Origin of the sequence: Mesorhizobium sp. BR115XR7A (assembly GCF_020165315.1) — a bacterium.
Taxonomy (GTDB): domain Bacteria; phylum Pseudomonadota; class Alphaproteobacteria; order Rhizobiales; family Rhizobiaceae; genus Mesorhizobium; species Mesorhizobium australicum.
Genome location: NZ_JAIUHW010000022.1, coordinates 1 through 20,550, shown reverse-complemented (window position 1 = coordinate 20,550; position 20,550 = coordinate 1). Strand labels below are relative to the sequence as shown.

At 63.7% G+C, this 20,550-nt stretch carries 18 protein-coding genes and 1 pseudogene; 16 read left to right on the top strand and 3 right to left on the bottom strand.

Annotated elements, in window-relative coordinates; all coding sequences use genetic code 11:
• Window positions 1-442: 442 nt before the first annotated feature.
• Window positions 443-1,000, bottom strand: coding sequence for an aminotransferase class I/II-fold pyridoxal phosphate-dependent enzyme (locus LB557_RS30335; RefSeq protein WP_027033411.1), 558 nt, complete (start codon window positions 998-1,000; stop codon window positions 443-445).
• The gene (locus tag LB557_RS31680) at window positions 903-1,217 is read right to left on the bottom strand and encodes an aminotransferase class I/II-fold pyridoxal phosphate-dependent enzyme (protein WP_263496943.1); all 315 of its coding nucleotides are present in this window, start codon (window positions 1,215-1,217) and stop codon (window positions 903-905) included. The genes LB557_RS30335 and LB557_RS31680 overlap by 98 nt, the downstream gene beginning before the upstream one ends.
• A 203-nt stretch (window positions 1,218-1,420) precedes the next feature.
• Here LB557_RS31680 and LB557_RS30330 point away from each other — a divergent pair, with 203 nt between their 5' ends.
• On the top strand, window positions 1,421-1,612 hold the full coding sequence (locus LB557_RS30330) for a hypothetical protein (RefSeq protein WP_027033412.1): 192 nt from the start codon (window positions 1,421-1,423) through the stop codon (window positions 1,610-1,612).
• Window positions 1,613-2,299: 687 nt separating this feature from the next.
• Complete coding sequence (locus LB557_RS30325) at window positions 2,300-2,782, top strand: ProQ/FINO family protein (protein ID WP_027033413.1); 483 nt, start codon at window positions 2,300-2,302, stop codon at window positions 2,780-2,782.
• A 312-nt stretch (window positions 2,783-3,094) separates the two neighbouring features.
• Here LB557_RS30325 and LB557_RS31900 read toward each other — a convergent pair whose 3' ends face one another.
• Complete coding sequence (locus tag LB557_RS31900) at window positions 3,095-3,343, bottom strand: Tn3 family transposase (RefSeq protein WP_027033414.1); 249 nt, start codon at window positions 3,341-3,343, stop codon at window positions 3,095-3,097.
• An 817-nt stretch (window positions 3,344-4,160) separates the two neighbouring features.
• Between LB557_RS31900 and LB557_RS30315 the strand changes: the two genes are divergently transcribed.
• The 14 genes and pseudogenes from LB557_RS30315 to LB557_RS30255 all read left to right on the top strand — a co-directional run.
• Window positions 4,161-5,363, top strand: coding sequence for a cytochrome P450 (locus LB557_RS30315; protein ID WP_027033415.1), 1,203 nt, complete (start codon window positions 4,161-4,163; stop codon window positions 5,361-5,363).
• 94 nt (window positions 5,364-5,457) lie between these two features.
• The gene (locus LB557_RS30310; protein ID WP_027033416.1) at window positions 5,458-6,747 is read left to right on the top strand and encodes a cytochrome P450; all 1,290 of its coding nucleotides are present in this window, start codon (window positions 5,458-5,460) and stop codon (window positions 6,745-6,747) included.
• Window position 6,748: 1 nt separating this feature from the next.
• Window positions 6,749-7,030 (top strand): annotated as a pseudogene (locus tag LB557_RS31800) (ferredoxin); the annotation flags it as partial.
• An 18-nt stretch (window positions 7,031-7,048) separates the two neighbouring features.
• Window positions 7,049-7,873, top strand: coding sequence for an SDR family oxidoreductase (locus LB557_RS30305; RefSeq protein ID WP_027033417.1), 825 nt, complete (start codon window positions 7,049-7,051; stop codon window positions 7,871-7,873).
• Window positions 7,873-9,216, top strand: coding sequence for a cytochrome P450 (locus tag LB557_RS30300; RefSeq protein WP_027033418.1), 1,344 nt, complete (start codon window positions 7,873-7,875; stop codon window positions 9,214-9,216). Before LB557_RS30305 ends, LB557_RS30300 begins: the two co-directional genes overlap by 1 nt.
• Window positions 9,217-9,366: 150 nt before the next feature.
• Entirely contained in the window at window positions 9,367-10,332 is a 966-nt protein-coding gene (locus tag LB557_RS30295) for a polyprenyl synthetase family protein (RefSeq protein ID WP_027033419.1), read from the top strand.
• Between the two features lie 310 nt (window positions 10,333-10,642).
• A complete protein-coding gene (locus LB557_RS30290) occupies window positions 10,643-12,193 on the top strand; it encodes a hypothetical protein (RefSeq protein WP_027033420.1) in 1,551 nt (516 codons plus the stop codon).
• Complete coding sequence (locus tag LB557_RS30285; protein WP_027033421.1) at window positions 12,190-13,092, top strand: terpene synthase family protein; 903 nt, start codon at window positions 12,190-12,192, stop codon at window positions 13,090-13,092. The genes LB557_RS30290 and LB557_RS30285 overlap by 4 nt, the downstream gene beginning before the upstream one ends.
• Before the next feature lie 84 nt (window positions 13,093-13,176).
• The gene (gene fni / locus LB557_RS30280; protein WP_027033422.1) at window positions 13,177-14,232 is read left to right on the top strand and encodes a type 2 isopentenyl-diphosphate Delta-isomerase; all 1,056 of its coding nucleotides are present in this window, start codon (window positions 13,177-13,179) and stop codon (window positions 14,230-14,232) included.
• Between the two features lie 406 nt (window positions 14,233-14,638).
• Window positions 14,639-16,291, top strand: coding sequence for an MFS transporter (locus LB557_RS30275; protein ID WP_027033423.1), 1,653 nt, complete (start codon window positions 14,639-14,641; stop codon window positions 16,289-16,291).
• 359 nt (window positions 16,292-16,650) lie between these two features.
• Complete coding sequence (locus LB557_RS30270) at window positions 16,651-16,863, top strand: cold-shock protein (RefSeq protein WP_027033424.1); 213 nt, start codon at window positions 16,651-16,653, stop codon at window positions 16,861-16,863.
• Window positions 16,864-17,168: 305 nt separating this feature from the next.
• Window positions 17,169-18,032, top strand: a complete 864-nt coding sequence (locus tag LB557_RS30265; protein WP_027033425.1) for a hypothetical protein — start codon at window positions 17,169-17,171, stop codon at window positions 18,030-18,032.
• Between the two features lie 244 nt (window positions 18,033-18,276).
• The gene (gene virD4 / locus LB557_RS30260; protein ID WP_027033426.1) at window positions 18,277-20,022 is read left to right on the top strand and encodes a type IV secretion system ATPase VirD4; all 1,746 of its coding nucleotides are present in this window, start codon (window positions 18,277-18,279) and stop codon (window positions 20,020-20,022) included.
• A 12-nt stretch (window positions 20,023-20,034) separates the two neighbouring features.
• Window positions 20,035-20,550, top strand: a 516-nt coding sequence (locus tag LB557_RS30255; protein ID WP_224713145.1) for a hypothetical protein, incomplete at its 3' end; no start/stop codon positions are given.

The window sequence follows — 20,550 nt, the reverse complement described above, 5'->3', positions numbered from 1 at the left end:
AATCCCGACACGCCGACCGTGGTCTGCGGGCGGGTTCATTGGGGCAAAGGCCCTAAATCGAATGAGTATCGCAGGGCGGCCGAGCAAATTCGGGCTGTGACGAAGATGCCTAGGAACCTTCTGGAAAGACTGACAGGATTTTTTCTCTCGGCCGAGCTGCACCGCTATCGGCTCGGCCGCGTGCGCGAAAGCAGTTGAACGATGTGCTGAAGTTCGGCTTTCATGACGGGCGTAGCCGAACCGGAATGCCTCGGGCGCGTTCGCGGGGTCGAGTGCAAAGCGAATCCCGGGCGTGATGGCAAGGCCCGCGCTGGCCGCGTTCGCGGCCCAGGTTTCCCCGCTCAGCCCGTTTCGCAGGCGCAACCAGAGTGCCAGGCCACCCGCCGGGAGGTCGAACATGACATCGTCGCCGAGATGCCGGCTGGCTTCCTCGGCCAGGAGATCACGCCGCGACGCGTAGATGCGTCGGGCCTTGCGGGTGCCGTTGCAACACTCCGTCTCCAATCAGCCTGGCCAGGGCTTGTTCGAGTGGGAAATCTCCCTGGCGGTCGATGGCCTCTCGCCGGTCGGCTATACGCGCCAGGATGTTCGGCCGCGCGGTTATATATCCGATCCGGATAGCGGGTGTGAGCAGCTTGGACAGGGAGCCGACATAGACGGTGGGCTGTTCCGGGTGCGCCCGTGCGGCTAGCGGCAGCACGGGTCGTCCTTCGAATCGGTATTCGTGATCATAGTCGTCCTCGATGACGACCAGTCCACGCTTTCGCGCGATGTCGAGCAGTTTTAGCCGGCGACCGGCACCGAGCGTCGGGTATTGATGGTGTGGCGTGACATAGATCGCTTTCGGGGCCGTTTCCTGCTGGGCGATATTTTCGAGTTGCGTGACGTCGATACCCTGGGTGTCAACTGGTACGGCGATGATTCTGGCGCCTGCTGCCCGAAACGCCGTCCACCAGAGGATAGCCTGGCACCTCCACGGCAATGGCTTGGCCAGGGTCAATAACCGCAGCCGCTGCCAGGAACAGCCCCATCTGGCTGCCCCTTGTCACCAGTATCTCATCAGGCGAGGCCGCAAGTCCACGATCGCTTGCTAGATAATCGGCAAGTGCCAGCCGCAGGACGCGCGCACCACGTGGATCGCCGTATCCAGCGTCGGACGCAAAAGTGCTGGACTGACCAGAAACTCGGGACGGCTTATTGGAGGATGCTGGGGACATATTGGCAGGCTCGCTTTAGCAACCCTATTGCAGAGTCCACCGGGCCGCCGGCGACATAATCAAGGGGCACTCGCATAGGACAAGCCGGTGTTTGGTTTCTCCCGGATCATCTGCGATTTAAATCAAATCCGTCTGTGGATATTGACGATTGCGTGACCCTCACCTCGTAGACGGCTAACGCGGGCGGCAACTGAGAGGGTCATATGACAAGCGATTTTTCTGCCGCGCGAGTGCATCTAGATCGAGCGTATCATTATCTGCGAGGCGATGACCCGATGAGCCAGAGGGGGCGCGAAGCCTTGGATCTGCTAATTGAGGCAGTTGCCGTCGAGGAGTTCAAGCAGCCGAGCCAAAACGCGCAGGTGCTAATGTTTCCGATTGGGCGCCGCTTCTGAGGCGATCTCCATGGCGGTAACCATCAACGTGATGTGCAAACATTCTCAGTGCCCGCCAATGCATGAGCCGAGTCGGCAATCGAATGGGAGTCCGAAGCCTGTCGCTCGCAATCTTCCGAATTTCGCTGCGCCAATTGTCATCGGCGGCAGCTATTCCGGAAAGGCCGCCGCCCGGCAGTTCCGCCAGGTTCTGGTGACCGACGCCGGTTTACGGCGGAACGCTTTTTGCCAGCCATTCGCCTGCCTTCCTGTCCCAGGACGGCGTCGATCCGGCCGAGATCACGGAACGGTCGCCTGAATAGCTTTCGCGCTGCGCGACGCGCTGGTACTACGGAACGGCCGAACGGGTGAGGGGAGCCGCGACGGTTTCGGGTCCTACTCGCCGACGGCCCTCAGCGGAGGGAGTCTTTTCGCTGCCGGCGTTTCAGATGCGCCGCCAAGGGTCAATGGTTGGCGGAGAATGGGGAAACAGCGTTCCACCGACCCTGCTGTATGGCTGTGAACTTAATCCGGACGGCTCGGCGTGATTGGTGCCGATCCTGCTCGGTCCACCAGGCACTTCGTCTGTCCGAATGAGGAGGCGGCCGCTGCTTTGCCCTGCGGGGCGAATGCCCATTTTCCCATAATCATTGCATATATCAGCGCTAGGAAGGTCCAAATTGGAAACGAAAAAATGGGGCGAGGCTTATGATGTTGAGCTGTAGCCGAGGCAAATCGCCTGCACAGCTTTTCCGCTATCTATCGGCCAAGTGGCCTGCGGCGTTCAATCCGAAAGCGCCCAGGCCGCTCAAGATCGGCATCCATCGTGACATTCGAGTGCTCGACGGCGAACTGTCTGATGATGAATTGAGGAGAGCCCTGCTGGCGTATACCAAGATGGCCAGATACTTGGCAAGACTGGATGCCGGCGCCGCACGGATCGATCTCAATGGCAAGCCGGCCGGCATGGTCTCGGATGCGGACGCGGCGACCGCCAAGGCTTTACTTTGCGCCCGCAAGGACAAACAAAAGAGCAAGCAAACGCCGGAGCCAAGGGCAGAGCCTCAAGCGCTACCCAAACCAAAACCGAAGCGAACCGCCGTGTTCAAGGCGAAGAATACGGCCGACAGCCCGACCGGCGTAGTCGTTGAGACCAAGCGTCGCCGGTCATTCCGAAAGCCGATGACTTGATCGCCGCTGAGCGATGGCTCTTGTCGACCGGGACAGCCCCTCGGGGTCGGAGCACATGGCGCCCGCGCCAATCCAAATTGCCGCGATCGCAATGGAGCTGCCGCATGCGCGAAAAACGGACCGGTCGGTCATCCCTTCTTCGAGATGAACGAAGGCCGGACGCTATTCCGATGTCGTTCTGGCCGGCCCAGATTGACTGTGGCCATACTGCTGCTCGACCTCCTCCCAAGTGAGGACCTTGGAAAGAATGGGAAGCATTTGGCAATTCAGCGCGCAGGCCTGGCAGCGCCAGCTTCTGCCAGGCGATCGCCCTCAGGCGTGGCGGCAGGTTGAACCCGAGCAGGCGGCAAAAGGGACGCCGAGGGCGCTCTGGCCATGGCTGTCGACATATTGGCGCTGGATCTCCACGTTGGTGTAATGTCGCAGCAAGACCTTGGTCATCGCCGCGACCTCCGAAGACGAACAGCGCTTGAGCTGCGAGAAAATGCAGGTCGAGCCCTTTTCGACATGCCAGTAGATCATCACGGCGCGACCGCCATAGCGGACATGCCATTCCGTCATCAGGTTGCCGTCCCAAGCGCCGAACTTCTTGGGCCGTGCCGGCTTCGCCCCAGATGGCGGTGTTGCGGATCGCCTGTGTTGCATTGGCAACGAGCCCGCAAGCCGCCTCGAGCGCGCCCGGAGCAAGCACGTGACCCCTGAGCCAACCAGGAGCCCCTCCTATGGGGCAATACGGTCAGGTCGCCTGCCATCATTCCACGACAGGACAACTAATAAAGAAGGTGTCGCCGGTCTGGCGTCTGACGACCGTATACTATCCGACACTGTTTTGTCGCCTTTGTTGGGTCCGCGACACCGGGCTATTTCATCGAGCTCTTGTCTGCCTCAGGCTAATCCCCTGAAAAGCAATCACAATGTTTTTCTTCTGCTGGGTCGGCCAAATTGGCACGAGTTTTGAAACTCCTTCGTTGGGAGCCGGGAGCCGACGACCGATCTTCATTTCGTGGATGACACCGCGATCGATGGAACGAAGAAAGAAAAGCATAATGTCAAATCCGCATCAGATAGCATCCTATGGCAAGGGGGCCTTGGCGAAACCGCCCGTACCCAAACAGGCTGCCAACCTTGTCGACGCTTGCGCAGGAAATCTTGATGGCCGGCTGCGACTCAAGGGCCCACCACACTCGCCTTAATCCTGAACTCGAAGGCGCAGGATAAAGTTCTGCATCTCGCCGCGCGGTATGCCTAGACAGTTACACGTTGGCCGATCTTGACATCGAGTCGGGCTACTCCCCGGAGGACGTCTACGTGCCGTCGTAATCATTCGCTGCCCGCAGCGCCTTCCGCCCTTCCATCGCTTAGAGAGTGAAGTGCCACCATGTCCGAACAACCCTTGCCGACGCTGCCGATGTGGCGCGTCGATCACATCGAGCCCTCGCCTGAGATGTTGGCGCTACGCGCCAACGGTCCGATCCACCGCGTACGCTTCCCGTCCGGGCACGAAGGCTGGTGGGTGACAGGCTACGACGAGGCCAAGGCGGCGCTGTCCGACGCGGCGTTCCGGCCCGCGGGAATGCCGCCGGCGGCATTCACCCCGGATTCGGTGATTCTCGGTTCGCCGGGGTGGCTGGTCTCGCACGAGGGGGGCGAGCATGCCCGGTTACGCACGATCGTGGCGCCGGCCTTCAGCAACCGCAGGGTGAAGCTGCTCGCGCAGCAGGTCGAGGCGATCGCCGCGCAATTGTTCGAGACGCTGGCGGCCCAGCCCCAGCCCGCCGACCTGAGGCGCCACCTCTCCTTTCCGCTGCCGGCCATGGTCATCAGCGCGCTGATGGGCGTGCTCTACGAGGATCACGCCTTTTTCGCCGGGCTGTCCGACGAAGTGATGACGCACCAGCATGAAAGCGGCCCGCGCAGCGCGTCGCGCCTGGCCTGGGAAGAACTGCGCGCCTACATTCGCGGCAAGATGTGGGACAAGCGCCAGGATCCGGGCGACAACCTGCTGACGGATCTGCTCGCGGCGGTCGAGCAGGGCAATGCGACCGAGGAAGAGGCGATCGGCCTGGCGGCGGGCATGCTGGTGGCGGGGCACGAGAGCACCGTCGCGCAGATCGAATTCGGCCTGCTGGCCATGTTCCGCCATCCGCAACAGCGCGAACGCCTAGTCGGCGATCCATCCCTGGTGGACAAGGCGGTGGAGGAAATCCTGCGCATGTACCCGCCGGGCGCGGGCTGGGACGGCATCATGCGCTATCCGAGGACCGACGTGACTATCGCGGGCGTGCATATTCCCGCGGAGAGCAAGGTGCTGGTCGGCCTGCCGGCGACGTCGTTCGATCCGCGCCATTTCGACGACCCGGAAATCTTCGACATCGGACGCGACGAAAATCCGCACCTGACGTTTTCGCACGGGCCGCACTATTGCATCGGCATGGCGCTGGCCAGGCTGGAACTCAAGGTGGTGGTCGGCTCGATCTTCCAGCGCTTTCCCGCGCTGCGCCTGGCCGTGGCGCCCGAAGAACTGAAGTTGCGCAAGGAGATCATCACTGGCGGGTTCGAGGAGTTCCCGGTGCTCTGGTGACGCGCGGACGCCGCCCGGAATCGCGATCTTCTCCGCAATTTGCCGGCGCGCCTAGCACGCGCCGGTCAGATCAGCCAGCCAACAGGTAACCAAGATGGACGTGCAAGAAACCACGGCAGCATGCCGGGACGCCTTCGCCGAACTTGCGTCGCCAGCGTGTATCCAAGACCCGTATACGTTCATGCGGTGGTTGCGCGAGCACGATCCGGTGCATCGTGCGGCGTCGGGCCTCTTTCTGTTGAGCCGCCACGCCGACATCTACTGGGCGCTCAAGGCCACGGGCGATGTGTTTCGGGGACCGGCGCCGGGCGAACTGGCGCGCTATTTCCCGCGTGCGGAGACCAGCCTGTCACTCAATCTCCTCGCGTCCACGCTAGCGATGAAGGAACCACCGACGCATACGCGTCTGCGCCGGCTGATCTCGCGCGATTTCACCATGCGCCAGATCGACAACCTGCGGCCGAGCATCGCGCGCATCGTCGCGGCGCGCCTGGACGGCATGGCGCCCGCGCTGGAGCGCGGGGATGCGGTGGACCTGCATTGGGAATTCGCGCTGGCCTTGCCCATGCTGGTCTTCGCCGAACTGTTCGGCATGCCCCAGGACGACATGTTCGGGCTGGCCGCCGGCATCGGCGCCATTCTGGAAGGCCTGAGCCCACGCGCCAGTGATCCCCAGCTCGCCGCGGCGGACGCGGCCAGCGCCAGGGTGCAGACCTACTTCGGCGATCTCATACAGCGCAAGCGCACTGATCCCCGCAACGACATCGTGTCGATGGTGGTCGGCGCACACGACGAGGATGCCGACACGCTGTCGGATGCGGAGTTGATCAGCATGCTGTGGGGCATGCTGCTGGGCGGCTTCGCCACCACTGCTGCGACCATCGACCATGCGGTCCTGGCGATGCTGGCGTATCCCGAACAGCGGCACTGGCTGCAGGGAGACGCCGTGGGGGTGAAGGCATTCGTCGAAGAAGTCCTGCGCTGCGACGCGCCTGCCATGTTCAGCTCCATTCCGCGTATCGCCCAGCGCGACATCGAACTGGGCGGCGTGGTGATCCCGAAGAACGCGGACGTGCGCGTGCTGATCGCGGCCGGCAATCGCGACCCGGACGCCTTCGCCGATCCCGACCGCTTCAATCCCGCGCGGTTCTACGGCACCACTCCTGGCATGTCGACCGATGGGAAGATCATGCTGAGCTTCGGCCACGGCATCCACTTCTGCCTCGGTGCGCAACTGGCCCGGGTGCAGTTGGCCGAGAGCCTGCCGCGGATCGAGGCGCGCTTCCCCACGCTGGCATTGGCCGAGCAGCCGACCCGGGAGCCATCCGCGTTCCTCAGGACGTTCCGCGCGCTGCCGGTGCGACTGCATGCTCAGGGGGGCTGAGATGCGCGTCGTGATCGATCAGGATCTATGCGGAACCACCGGGCAGTGTGTGCTGACGCTGCCGGGCACCTTTCGCCAGCGCGAACCGGACGGCGTGGCGGAAGTGTGCGTGGCGACGGTCCCGCAGGCGCTGCACGCCGCCGCGCGGCTCGCGGCCAGCCAGTGTCCGGTCGCCGCCATTCGGGTCATCGAAAGCGACGCTGGCGAGCGCGCCAGCGCCGACCCTGCGCCTTCTCCGGCGCAGGCTGAGCGGCATGCCGCGAAAGACCAACGCAACCCAGGAGGACGGTTTGAAGGCAAGGTGGCCGTGGTGACCGGCGCCGGCGCCGGCATCGGCAAGGCATGCGCCCTCGCCATCGCGCGCGAGGGCGGCAGAGTGGTGGTGGCCGACATTGATGGCTCGGCGGCCGTCGCCTGCACCGCGCAGATCGCGGCCGAAGCGGGCCACGCGCTGGCCCTGGCCATGGACATCGCCGATGCGCAGGCGGTGGCAGCGCTGTTCGAGACGGCGGAGCGGCACTTCGGTGGGGTCGACCTGCTGGTGAACAACGCGAGCGCCATGCATCTGACACCGCGCGACCGCACGATCCTCGACCTGGACCTGGCGGTCTGGGATCAGACCATGGCGACCAATCTGCGCGGCACGCTGCTCTGCTGCCGGCAGGCCATCCCACGAATGATCGCCCGCGGCGGTGGCGCGATCGTCAACATGTCGTCGTGCCAGGGGCTCAGCGGTGACACCGCGCAGACGTCCTACGCCGCGTCGAAGGCGGCGATGAACATGCTGTCGGCCTCGCTCGCCACCCAGTACGGTCATGCGCAGATCCGCTGCAACGCGGTTGCGCCGGGTCTCATCATGACCGAGCGTCTCCTCGCCAAGCTGGACGAGTGCATGCAACGGCATCTGAGCCGGCACCAACTCCTGCAGCGCGTCGGCCGCCCCGAGGACGTGGCCGCGCTGGTGGCGTTCCTGCTCTCCGACGATGCTGCGTTCATCACCGGCCAGGTCCTGTGCATCGACGGCGGCATGCTGGCGCATGTGCCGACGTACGCCGACGGTGGCAACAGCCGCGCCGCGCGGCCTGCCGGCGACACCGCCAAAGCGGCCGCGGGGCCGCGCTGCTGATGGACATGCTGCTCAACCCGCTGGACCGTCGGCACCGGCTGCGGGACGACATCCCGGTCGTGCCCGGCGCTTTCCCCCTGGTCGGACATCTTCCCGCCATCGTATGCGACCTGCCGCGCCTGCTGCGGCGCGCGGAACGGACGTTGGGCAGCCACTTCTGGCTGGATTTCGGCCCTGCCGGACACCTGATGACCTGCGTGGATCCGGATGCGTTTGCACTGCTCCGGCACAAGGACGTGTCCTCGGCGCTGATCGAAGAGATCGCGCCCGAATTGCTTGGCGGAACGTTGGTCGCCCAGGACGGCGGCGCGCACCGGCAGGCGCGCGACGCGATCAAGGCGGCGTTCCTGCCCAAGGGGCTGACCCAAGCCGGCATCGGCAACCTGTTCGCGCCCGTCATCCAGGCGCGGGTGCAGGCGTGGCGCGACCGCGGCGACGTAACCATCCTGCGCGAGACCGGCGACCTGATGCTCAAGCTCATCTTCAGCCTCATGGGAATCCCAGCGCAGGACTTGCCGGGATGGCATCGCAAATACCGGCAACTGCTGCAGTTGATCGTCGCGCCCCCGGTCGACCTGCCCGGACTCCCCTTGCGGCGCGGCCGCGCCGCCCGCGACTGGATCGACGCGCAGTTGCGCCAGTTCGTCCGCGACGCGCGCGCGCATGCCGCGCGCACTGGGTTGATCAATGACATGGTGAGCGCCTTCGATCGCGGCGACGATGCGCTCTCCGACGACGTCCTGGTCGCCAATATCCGCTTGCTGCTGCTTGCCGGCCACGACACCACCGCCTCGACGATGGCCTGGATGGTGATCGAGCTGGCGCGGCAGCCTGGGCTGTGGGACGCCCTGGTCGAGGAGGCGCAACGCGTGGGCGCGGTGCCGACCCGGCACGCGGACCTGGCGCAGTGTCCGGTCGCCGAGGCGCTGTTCCGCGAGACGCTGCGCGTGCATCCGGCGACCACGCTCCTGCCGCGTCGCGCGCTGCAGGAATTGCAACTCGGCCAACGGCGCATTCCTGCGGGCACCCATCTGTGCATCCCGCTGCTGCATTTCTCGACCTCTGCGCTGCTGCACGAGGCGCCTGATCAGTTCCGCCTGGCACGGTGGCTGCAACGCACGGAGCCGATCCGGCCGGTGGACATGCTGCAGTTCGGTACCGGCCCACACGTCTGCATCGGTTACCACCTGGTATGGCTGGAAATGGTGCAGTTCTGCATCGCCTTGGCACTGACCATGCACAAGGCCGGGGTGCGGCCGCGGTTGCTGAGCGCCGTCGAAAAAGGTCGGCGCTATTTCCCGACCGCACATCCGTCCATGAAAATCCGCATCGGATTCTCATGAGCTGGCATCGCATGCCCCGTGTGGCGAGGCAGCTGCGCCGGCGACGCGCGGCAATGCTGCACTTGGCGCGCGCGCTCGGTGCGACGCCGCCAACACCGCGGCGGCTCGGACGCTCGCCGTGGCCGTGCCAGGTACAAGGACATGAACGACATGCAGACCGATTCCACGCTACACGACGACGCGCAGGCGCGTGGCGCATCCGGCAGGCTGCCGCCGGAGATCTGGATGCAGGACGGCGCAAGGCGGGTCGAACAGGCGCTGGCGCGTCTTCTCTGCGCCGAAGACGACGGTGAGACCGAGCTGATGGCGGCGATGCGCTACGCCACCTTGCATGGCGGAAAGCGCACTCGCGCCTTGCTCTGTCTGGCTACCGGCGCACTGGCCGACACGCCGGCGCCCATGCTCGACGATGTCGGCGCCGCCATCGAGATGATGCACGCCTGTACCCTGGTCCACGACGACCTGCCCGCAATGGACGATGACGTGCTTCGCCGCGGCCTTCCGACCGTGCACGTCAAGTTCGGCGAAGCCACTGCGATCCTGGTCGGCGATGCGCTGCAGGCGCACGCCTTCCTGACCCTGGCGAGCCTGGATGCGCCGGGCGACAACCGTATCGCGCTCGTGCGCGAACTGGCGCAGGCGGTGTCCGCCGAGGGTGCCGCAGGCGGGCAGGCCATGGATCTGTCGCTGGTAGGAAAGCACGTCGAGCTGGACAGGATCGTGGCGATGCACCGGATGAAGAGCGGAGCACTAGTGCGCGCGTCCGTTCGCATGGGCGCGCTATGCGCCATCGCGGAGGATGCCGCCCACGCTGCGCTGTACTGTGCGCTCGATCGCTACTCCGCCTGTTTCGGCCTGGCGTTACAGGTGGTCGACGACATTCTCGACGCGACAGCGGATACCGCGACGTTGGGCAAGACCCCCGGCAAGGACGCGGCGGCGCAGAAGCCGACCTGTGCGTCGATCATGGGGCTGCAGGCAGCGCGCCAGTTGGCGCTGGATCTGTTGCGCGACGCCGGGGAGGCCATCGCCCCGCTGGGAACGCGTGCGGAACGGTTGGCGCAGATGCTGCAGCGGGCCAACGCGTATCTGTTCAAGCACGCGCCATGCGCATGAGCGCGCCCGTCCGCATGGAGTCGCCCCTGTGCCGCTGCGATCGATCGGCCGGCGTGAGCGGTGCATGCTGCACTGTGTCCAAGTCGGCGGCGGCGATCGCAGCGGTTGCCCAGCACGGCCGCGGCTCACGCGGCGCGCTGCGCGCAAGCCTATGCGGCGGACCGGCCCCAGCATGGGGCGCGTCGCCGCGCCGGAGCAGGGCGGCCGTCCGGCGCTGCCCGTGCGCCGGGCCGCGACGGGCCTGCGGCGACGTGCGCGGCGTCTGCCCGATCCAGGTTCCCGTCAACTGTCTGCAGAAGGAACATACCGCGTGAACGCGCTGTCCGAACAGATCCTTTCCGAATTGCGCCACCTGCTGATCGAGATGAGCGACGGCGGCAGCGTCGGTCCGTCCGTCTACGACACGGCGCGAGCTCTGCAGTTCCACGGCAACGTCACCGGTCGGCAGGACGCATACGCGTGGCTCATCGCGCAACAACAGGCCGATGGCGGATGGGGAAGCGCGGACTTCCCGCTGTTCCGCCATGCGCCCACCTGGGCGGCGTTGCTGACATTGCAGCGTGCCGATCCTCTTCCCGGCGCGGCCGACGCAGTCCAGGCTGCAACCCGGTTCCTCGAGCGCCAGCCCGATCCCTACGCGCATTCGGTGCCGGAGGACGCGCCGATCGGCGCGGAGCTGATCCTGCCGCAGTTGTGCGGCGAGGCCGCATCCTTGCTGGGCGGCGTGGGGTTTCCGCGCCACCCGGCGCTGTTGCCGTTGCGGCAGGCGTGCCTTGTCAAGTTGGGGGCGGTGGCGACGTTGCCGAGCGGCCATCCGTTGCTGCACTCCTGGGAAGCCTGGGGAACGTCGCCGACCACCGCATGCCCCGACGACGACGGCAGCATTGGCATCAGTCCGGCGGCCACCGCCGCGTGGCGTGCGCACGCCGTAACACATGGGAGCACGCCGCAGGTCGGGCGCACCGACGCGTATCTGCAGGCGGCATCGCGGGCGACGCGCAGCGGCATCGAAGGTGTCGTTCCCAACGTCTGGCCGATCAATGTGTTCGAGCCATGCTGGTCGCTGTACACCCTGCATCTGGCCGGGCTGTTCGCGCATCCCGCGTTCGCCGATGCCGTGCGCGTGATCGTCGCGCAGCTCGACGCCCGCATGGGCGTGCGCGGTCTGGGCCCGGCCTTGCACTTCGCAGCCGATGCCGACGACACCTCCGTTGCGTTGTGCGTCCTGCGCCTTGCAGGTCGCGACCCGCCGGTCGATGCGCTGCGCGATTTCGAAATCGGCGAGCTATTCGTCACCTTCCCCGGCGAGCGCAATGCCTCGGTGTCGACCAACATCCATGCCCTGCATGCGTTGCGACTGTTGGGAAAGCCCGCCGCCGGCACCAGCTACTACGTCGAGGCCAATCGCAACCCGCACGGTCTATGGGACAACGAAAAATGGCACGTTTCGTGGCTGTATCCCACCGCGCATGCGGTCGCTGCGCTGGCGCAAGGCAAGCCCCAGTGGCGCGACGAGCGCGCGCTGGCGGCGCTGCTGCAGGCGCAGCGCGATGACGGCGGCTGGGGCGCCGGTCGCGCGTCCTCATTTGAGGAAACCGCCTATGCGCTGTTCGCGTTGCACGTCATGGACGGGAGCGAAGAGCCGACAGGGCGCCGGCGCATCGCGCAGGCGGTGGCGCGTGCGCTGGAGTGGATGCTCGCTCGCCATGTGGCGCATGCATTGCCGCAGACGGCGCTGTGGATCGGCAAGGAACTGTATTGCCCCACCCGGGTCGTCCGCGTGGCCGAACTCGCCGGGTTGTGGCTGGCGCTTCGTTGGGGGCGGCGCGTCCTGGCCGAGGGAGCAGGAGCGGCGTCATGATCCAGACCGAACGCGCGCTGCAGCAGGTGCTGGAGTGGGGGCGTTCCCTGACAGGGTTCGCCGACGAGCATGCCGTGGAAGCGGTCAGGGGCGGCCAGTACATCCTGCAGCGCATCCACCCGAGCCTGCGCGACACCTGCGCCCGCACTGGCCGCGATCCGCAGGCCGAAACGCTGATCGTGGCGTTCTATCGCGAACTGGCGCTGCTGTTCTGGCTCGACGATTGCAACGACCTTGGCCTGATCGCGCCGGAGGAGCTCGCCGCGGTGGAGCAGGCGCTGGGGCAGGGCGTGCCGTGCGCGCTCCCCGGATTCGAGGGCTGCGCTGTGCTGCGCGCTTCGCTGGCCGCGCTCGCCTACGATCGTCGCGACTATGCTCGGCTGCTCGACGACACTCGGTGCTACTGCGCGGCGCTGCGCGCCGGACACGCGCAGGCGGTAGGGGCGGAACGCTGGTCCTACGCCGAGTACCTGCACAACGGCATCGATTCGATCGCCTACACGAACGTGTTCTGTTGCCTGTCGTTGCTGTGGGGGCTGGACATGGCGACCTTGCGCGCGCGTCCGGCGTTTCGCCAGGTCCTGCGGCTCATCTCCGCGATAGGGCGCCTGCAGAACGATCTGCATGGACGCGACAAGGACAGGTCGGCGGGCGAGGCCGACAACGCGGCGATCCTGCTGCGGCAGCGCTATCCGGCTATGCCTGTGGTGGAGTTCCTCAACGACGAGTTGGCCGGCCATACGCGCATGCTGCACCGGGTGATGGCGGAAGAACGCTTTCCAGCGCCGTGGGGAGCGTTGATCGAGGCCATGGCGGCCATCCGCGCGCAGTACTACCAGACCTCGACCAGCCGCTACCGCAGCGACGCTGCGGGGGGAGGCCAGCGTGCGCCCGCCTGAACGGCGGGATGCGGCTGCGTGCGCGCGCTGCCGTCGGTCCGATCCGATGCAACGCCGTCCCCCGATGCGACGGATGGAGCGAGCATGAGCGATAGCGACAACATCCCGAGCCGGCGCAAGGACGACCATCTGGACATCGTGCTGGATCGGCGAACGGCGCCGGCCACGGTCGCCGCCGGCTGGGAGTACATCCGTTTCGAACACTGCGCATTGCCCGAGTTGGACCTGACGCAGATCGACCTGCGCGCCTCGCTGCTGGGCAAGACCATGCGCGCGCCGCTGCTGATCAGCTCCATGACCGGCGGCGTGCCACGCGCCGAGGCCATCAACCGGCATCTGAGCGAGGCAGCACAAGCCTTGGGGATCGCCATGTGCGTCGGTTCGCAGCGCGTGAGCCTGCAATCCCGCAACTCCCAGGGGCTGACGCGCGCGCTGCGCCGCATGGCCCCAGACATTCCCTTGCTGGCTAATATCGGCGCCGCGCAACTGCGCGAGGCCGACGGCCTGGACCTGGCGCGCCGGGCGGTGGATGCGCTGGAGGCCGATGGACTCATCGTCCATCTCAATGCGCTGCAGGAAGCGGTACAGCCGGAGGGCGACCGCGACTGGCGCGGCGTCCTGGCGCAGATCGCTCGCGCCGCGAGCAGCGTGGACGTGCCGATTGTGGCCAAGGAAGTGGGGTCGGGTCTGTCCGCCTCGGTGGCCTGCGCGCTCGTCAAGGCGGGCGTGGCGGTCATCGATGTCGCCGGCGCCGGCGGCACCAGTTGGGCCGCGGTGGAGGGCGAGCGCGCCCGCGATGCCGCCGACCGTGCAGTGGCGATGGCGTTCGCCGACTGGGGGATTCCGACCCCGGCCAGCGTGCAGGCGGTACGTCGGGCGCTGCCAACTGTGAAGCTGATCGCGTCGGGCGGGATCCGCGACGGCGTCGACGTGGCCAAGGCCATCCGCCTGGGCGCGGACATCGCCGGGCAGGCGGCCGGCGTGCTGCGCGCGGCGACGGTGTCCACCGAGGCGGTTGTCGCGCATTTCGAGATCGTCATCCGCCAGTTGGCCGTTGCCTGCTTCTGCACCGGCTCGGCTGATCTGGCGGCGTTGCGTCAGGCGCGGTTGTTGCCCTCGGCGCATCTGCCCGCCGGTTGATGCCGGCGTCGCCCGCACGTGGCGGCGGGCGCCTAGCAGGCTGCTGAATACCTACGCCAAAGATAGACTACTGATCCACCTTGGCGAGGCGGTTCAATGCGCGGGAGCTCGTGATCACCAGAAGGGAAGTCGATGCCCAGGACGTGGCTTGGTTGGAGACGCCAAGGAACGTCAAACTGACGATTCTTGTAACGTGGTCGGGGATCGAGAGCGACAGGATCGAACCGGTCTCGTCCCGCATAGCGGAACGATAGCTCCACCGGAAGCATTCGGTTCTGCCACAGCATCGGCCAGGCAAAAATAACTTGCGTTGCGCGGATAAAATGCCCTGATCCTGCCATTCCTCCATGGGCACGTGGGCGGGGAGAAATCTCATACAACTGGCAGCGAAGGGAGGCTCGGCCCAATGAGCGGGGTGGCGCGTGAAGAAGTTAATCCGGTGTCATCGGCAACGTTCGCGCCGCTCGAGAATTCAACTTTCCGTCCGATCTGGATTGCCACACAGGTATCCAGTCTAGGGTGGCTGATTCAAATGGTTGCCATCAGTTGGCTGATGGCGACCATTTCGACATCGGATGTGATGGTCGCCTTGGTGCAGGCTTCGACAACCTTGCCCACATTCCTCCTGTCAATTATCGCCGGCGCCCTAGCGGACAATTACAGCCGCCGCAATCTCATGTTCGCTGGCTGGTGCGTGATAGCATTGTCCTCGACGATGCTGACTGTTCTTGCAGGTCTCGGAATTTTCAATCCATGGATGGTTCTTGCATTCAGCTGTTTGGCCGGAGTAGGCGCCGCTTTCACCGACCCCGCCTGGCACGCGTCGGTTGGCGATATCCTGCGAAAGCGCGATGTTCCGGCCGCCGTCACGCTTATCTCGGTCGGATATAACGCCGTCCGAAGCATCGGTCCGGCTCTCGGTGGCGTCGTCGTTGCTTCCTTTGGCCCTTTGACGGCTTTCGCAGTGGCGACGCTTACATATCTGATGCTGCTGTGGACCATAGGGCGCTGCAAATGGCATGTTCGCTCGTCACCGCTTCCGAGTGAACCATTGACCACGGCGATCCATGACGGAGCGCGCTTCACTGCCCTGTCATCCGAAATCAAGGCAGCAATTGCCCGCGGTGCCCTTTTTGGGCTGACGAGCATCTCCATACTAGCGCTCTTGCCTCTCGTCGCCCGCGATCAGCTGGGGGGAGGGCCAGTCGTTTACGGCATCCTGATGGCCGGCTTCGGGACCGGCGCCTTGTTCGCCGGCATCTGCAACAACATTCTGAGACGGAGGCTGTCCCAGGAACGTTTGACGACACTGTCGTGCATCGCCTGTGCGGCTTGTTGTCTATCGCTTGCTTTCACCCCCTCGGTGGCGGTGGCGGCTATCGCGCTGGCGCTCGGCGGCGCGGGCTGGGTCGTGACCTGGACCGGGCTGGACGTAAGCGTCCAGTTGGCGAGTCCAAGGTGGGTCGTTGGTCGCACGCTCTCGATCTATTATGCCCTTTCATCCGGCGGCATCGCGGCTGGCAGCTGGCTGTGGGGTACGGTGGCCGAGAGCTATTCGCTGAGCTCGGCTCTGGAGCTTTCAGGTGGCGCGCTGCTGCTGGTCGCTGGCACCGGCTTCCTGCTGCCCATCCGTCAATGGAAAGATTCCGATCAGGCTCCTCTTGGCTTCGAAACGCCTCAGGTTGCCCTGGATTTGAAGCCCCGAAGCGGGCCGATCGTCGCCAAGATCGAATATTCAATACCCGAAGCAAATGTCGAAGCGTTCCTGGAGCAGATGCGGGAACGGCGGCGAGTACAAAGCGGCGTTGGTGCGCGACACTGGAATCTCCAGCGCGACCTCCAGCAGCCTTCGCGTTGGACAGAAACCTTCCGCACCCCGACCTGGATGGACTACCTTCGCCTGAACCACCGCCTTACGGCAGCCGACAAGGAGTTGGACCAGCGTCTCCTCGCATTGCACCTGGGAGAGCTTCCTCCTCGAACCACGCTTGCGATCGAGCGGCCGACTGGAGCTGGCCGCAAGCGGGACCAATCGATGCGGTTCTTTTTCCGGCGTTGACATCCGTCCAGGCGTCCGCGCTGGTGAGACAGGATGGGTTGGAAACGAGCCAACGCTCTCGCCATCCGTTTTGCAGATCGGCTTCGATCCATTCGGGTGGTTGCCGAGCCGGCATACTGGGCGGCTCAGACGTATCCTTGTCGGAGAGATTCCTCGGCACTCGAGCGTCTTGCAGCGCGTTGCGCTCAAGCTCACCGGCACCTGTTCGGTGCGTTCCCAAACAGAGCAATGGCTTTTCGCGCCGCAACCCCGAGGTGGGCTTGTAATTTTCGTTTTTGCTGGGTTTAACTCTACGAAATATGAACAGGATCGGCTTCACGGCCCGTCTGGTTCGCATGGCCACAGAGGAATACACAGATATGGCGACCGGAACAGTGAAGTGGTTCAACAGCACCAAAGGTTTTGGCTTCATCCAGCCCGATGACGACGGTCAGGACGTTTTCGTCCATATTTCAGCTGTAGAACGGGCTGGACTTTCAAACCTCGTTGATGGGCAGAAGATCAAGTACGAGATCGAGCAGGACCGCCGTAGCGGCAAGTCCTCCGCAGGTAGTCTCAGCAAGGTAGGCTGATTTTCTCGTCGGACCCGCAGAGCGCGAAGGATAAGTCAAGCCGAAGGTACCATCGTCATTCGCGGGGCGTATCGCGACGGACTCTCTTATACGAGACGATCCTGATGCGTCACGCAAACGGTGAATCACGAACGCTCTCGCCGCAAACCCTTCCGCCCGGAAATCTGCCCCGGTTACGGCTCTCGGCGTATCCCAGAGTTGGGAGAAGTTTCTGCCAGACTACAACTGTAACCTCATATCGGTTTAGCAGGTCAAGCGTCGGTGGTACCCTGATTGGGTAACTTAACGACTTTGGAGGCCGAGCAATGGATCGCGATAACAAACGGGCACGCGCAGCTGCAAGTTCATCCCAAGACGTGGGGAATCGCAGTACCCTCCGTGACCTTCCATACGGACCATTGACCGATGTTGCAGAACGGCTGGTAAGCGCTAACCCGCGCGATACAGCGCGAAATCTTGGGACCTTCAAAGAACTCGGGAGGCGAGAGCGCATAGCCGTTCGGGGCACTCGAACCGAGCCAGAAACTGACCTCGCGAAGTTTGAAACGCGGACCAATCAGCTTGGACGATCAGCCGTCGATCTGGGGGATAAATTGACTGCCGGGTTGGGACACACCCCGGATGAAGTAGCATTGGAGCAATTCAGAGCAGTCAGTAATGTGTCTCATTACCTTCGGCCAGAGACACAAAATAGTATTGTTAATCGCATTGGCAACATGGACCCGCCTTCGCAAGCTATCGGAGCGCTTTACGCTGCGCAAAACTTCAGCAAGTTTAACGCTGAAAATAAAGCACGCATTTTTGATCAGGCCGCTGAATTGGCTACCGATCCGGATGGCCACGTCAGGTCGACAGCATCCAATGCTATGTACGCGATGTATCACCAGTTAGATCCAAATCAACAGGCCCAAGCTCACTCAATTCCCGGCATGCAAGACATCTTGCCGCAGATGCCTCCTCCGCGGCATGCAGCAGAGGAACGCAGTGCGGATCTGGACGCCCACATAGCAGGTATTGGGGCTGCAGTCCGTGATACAGTTGGCCCGCAAACCTCCCACGAACAGCTGCAGCGGGGTGGTCAAGTCGGCCGGGACATAAGCCACTCCTACAATCACGCCCGAGAGGATCTAATGGAGGCTAGGAGAAGCAGAGATCGCACCGGCCGTTGAGGTCTCGGCCATGGCAGTAACGCTTCCTCTCATGAATTCCGTTCACGGCCTTGCTGTTTCCAATTCGCTGGCCGTCGACGTACCTGCTTCGTGAAACTTTCAAAATCCACGTCTGCCGGGGGGCGCGATGCAAGCATCGCACTACCCGCTGCGGCATCGATCTGTCGAGCGTCGGCATCGCGCGACCTCGGTTCGGTGTCTGAAGCAAGCGCAGCATCAGCACCGCTAATTCGGCCACGGAACAATGTCTTCTACAAAAACGACGTCCCCCAACATAGCCATTAGCATCGCGTGCTCACTCGCCTTGGGGTTCTGTGCGGCAAGTCTGTACGCAACCTTCCGCCACGGGGGTAGCGGCGAGGCTCTGATGGCGTTTGATGTCCGTGCCTTTTGGTTTGAGACGCCCTTCTATTTGGGTTTCGCAACCCCCGTTTTCTATCAGGGCGCGGCTATCGTGCTCTCGACGTCCGCGGTTGTCTTGCTGATTCAGCAGGTCGTATTGCGCCGCAAGCTCGAACATCACGGGACGGCTCGTTGGGCTCGAGTGGATGAAATGCGACGCACGGGATATCTGCGACGATACCGTGGCGTGACAGGGCCGGTCTTCGGGAAGACGAGTGGTCCTTTCTGGCCTGGCTATTACCTGACCAATGGCGAGCAGCCTCACAGCCTCATTGTTGCGCCGACCCGCGCTGGCAAGGGTGTCGGCATAGTCATTCCAACGCTACTTACATTTAAAGGCTCTGTGATAGCTCTGGACGTCAAGGGGGAGCTCTTTGAGCTCACATCGAGGGCGCGTAAAGCCGCAGGCCACGAAGTGTTCAAATTCGCGCCACTGGATTCAGAGCGGCGCACAAACTGCTACAATCCACTGTTGGATCTCATAGCACTGCATCCACAGCAGCAATTCACCGAAGCCCGCCGCTTGGCCGCGAACCTGATTACGGCCAAGGGGGAGGGGGCGGAAGGTTTCGTCGCCGGCGCGCGAGATATCTTTGTCGCGGGGATCCTTGCCTGCATCGAGCGGGGCACGCCAACAATCGGCGCCGTCTATGATCTGTTCGCTCAGCCGGGGGAGAAGTTCAAGCTCTTCGCGCAGCTCGCCATGGAGACCCGGAACAAAGAGGCACAACGCATCTTCGACGACATGGCGGGGAACGACACGAAAATCCTAACCTCCTACACGTCCGTGCTCGGCGATGGTGGGCTCAACTTGTGGGCGGATCCGGCTGTCAAGGCAGCTACAAGTCGCTCGGACTTTTCGGTCTATGATCTTCGCCGTCGCAGAACGTGCATCTATCTTTGCGTTGGTCCGAACGACCTTGAGGTGATCGCGCCTTTGATACGCTTATTTTTTCAGCAAATCGTTTCAATTCTACAGCGGTCGCTGCCCCGCCAGGACGAAAAGCACGAGGTTCTCTTTCTGCTCGATGAATTCAAGCACTTGGGGAAGCTGGAGGCGATCGAGACCGCAATTACGACTATCGCGGGCTACAAGGGGCGTTTCATGCTCATCATCCAAAGCCTTTCGGCACTAACGGGGGCTTATGGAGAGGCTGGTAAGCAGAATTTTCTCAGCAATACCGGACTGCAAGTGTTCATGGCCACGGCCGATGACGAGACTCCGAACTACATTTCCAAAGCCATCGGTGAATACACGTTTGAAGCCAAATCGATTTCCTACAGCCAGTCGCGAGCGTTCGACCGGAACATTCAGAATTCGTTTCAAGGTGCGCCGCTGCTGCGTCCCGAACAGGTTCGGCTGCTCAATGACGAGTACGAGATTGTTCTCATCAAAGGTCTGCCGCCATTGCAACTGAGGAAGGTGCGATATTTTTCGGACCGCATTCTGAAACGCATCTTTGAAAGCCAGACAGGCGCCCTCCCGGAGCCGGCACCCTTGACGGAAGCAGAGGAGGGATTCTCCGCAGAATCTCGACTCGATGAGCCGCTGCGTGGATTGGCGCAAGACTTTGACGATACAGTTTGATGCGAGGCTAATGTGGACCAGCGAAAAAATCCATCCCGTGTAACAGCTTTGCCGCAGGTGCAGGACGCCGGCCTGGAAGAGGATCAAGCGGTCCAGGCCAGGCAAGTGGGCGTTGAGCAGCACCTTGCCGAGGCCCGGAGGCTGTTCGATCAAGCTGACGAGTCGCCAACCAATCCAGAGGAGCTTCAGCGACTGGACCAGGGGTTCCGCGAAGTGCTTCAGCAATGGCAGGATGAGCAAGCCGCCTCATCTTCTTTCAGCGCTGAGGTTCCCGAGGCGCTCCGGCCGCTGTTCGATGATCGAGCTCACCAGCCGCCAACCAATGCAGAGGAGCTTCTGCGACTGGAACAGGGGTTCCGCGAAGTGCTTCAGCAGCGGCAGGATGATCAAGCCGCCTCGTCTTCGCTCAGCAACCCAGGGATGCATGCTGGACCGGAGGACCCCAACAGAGGCGTGTCGGACGCTTTCGCAACATCTGGGCACGCCGGAGTTCAGGCCCCCGCTCCGCCAGTCTTGGCTGCCAGCCAA